Origin of the sequence: Paenibacillus sp. GbtcB18 (assembly GCF_019091125.1) — a bacterium.
GTDB lineage: Bacteria > Bacillota > Bacilli > Paenibacillales > NBRC-103111 > Paenibacillus_F > Paenibacillus_F chitinolyticus.
Genome location: NZ_JAGXJX010000111.1, coordinates 1 through 548, shown reverse-complemented (window position 1 = coordinate 548; position 548 = coordinate 1). Strand labels below are relative to the sequence as shown.

The following is a 548-nucleotide window of genomic DNA, read 5'->3' as shown; positions in this document are numbered from 1 at the left end:
ATGAGAATGGAGATTTAATTGAAAACCATCCCGCTATAAATAGATTGCATAACGAGAATACTTTACTAAGTGGGGTAGATTTTGGGAATCGTATGCTTTTATCTGGACAGAATATTATCGGTGAACCTACGACTGTACTCTTTCGAAAGCAACTATTAACAGAACCATTTGGCACATTAAATGAAAGGAGTTATTCTTGCAGTGTAGATATGGCTTCTTGGATAAGTTTACTTTCAAAAGGTGATGCAGTTTATATTACCGAGCCATTAAGTTCATTTCGTTTTCATGCCGGACAGCAAGTACACCATAAATTACTTGAAGGGTCTGAAGATTTTTCACAGCTCATTTTAACCTCAAAAAAATATGGGTTCTTACAAGATTTTAATGATTATAGAGCTAGCCTACTAAAAGCCTACGAATGGTGTAGAGGCGCATTTGAATTTTATAAACAATACCCCAACCTCATTCCAGATGCACACGTACGTCTTTCCCGCTGTTTAAATATAGTTATAAAAGAATTAAATGCAAAATAAGGGGGGCGCTATTCC

1 pseudogene is annotated in these 548 nt (G+C 35.9%); it reads left to right on the top strand.

From position 1 onward, the window contains the following. Positions 1 to 533, top strand: a pseudogene (locus KVT34_RS29760) (glycosyltransferase family 2 protein); the annotation flags it as partial. Between the last annotated feature and the right edge of the window lie 15 nt (positions 534 to 548).